Origin of the sequence: Streptomyces beijiangensis (genome assembly GCF_017315755.1) — a bacterium.
Lineage (GTDB): Bacteria > Actinomycetota > Actinomycetes > Streptomycetales > Streptomycetaceae > Streptomyces > Streptomyces beijiangensis.
Window position 1 is genome coordinate 1 of record NZ_JAFLRJ010001160.1, and the last position, 256, is coordinate 256.

Here is a 256-nt window from a genome sequence, read left to right on the forward strand (position 1 = left end):
CCGGCGACGTCCTGATGATGTTCACGGACGGCCTGGTCGAGTCGCCGGAGCGGGACATCAGCGAGGGCATGGACCGGCTGACGGGCGAGGCGGACCGCTATGTGTCGTCGACGTTCGCCGGCGCGGCCTGGCATCTGATCGAGGCGGTGGCCAAGGACGTCAACGACGACCGTGCCCTCCTGCTGATCTGCCGCGACAGCGACGCGGGCCCCACGCTCTAGAGGCCTGTTGCCCGACCCCCGGTAGGGCTTTCCCC

The 256-nt window shown here is 69.9% G+C and carries 1 protein-coding gene; it reads left to right on the top strand.

The window, feature by feature from the left end; genetic code table 11:
- Window positions 1-221 (top strand): SpoIIE family protein phosphatase (locus J0695_RS40985; protein ID WP_206969885.1); only part of this gene is annotated, 221 nt, incomplete at its 5' end.
- Window positions 222-256 lie beyond the last annotated feature (35 nt).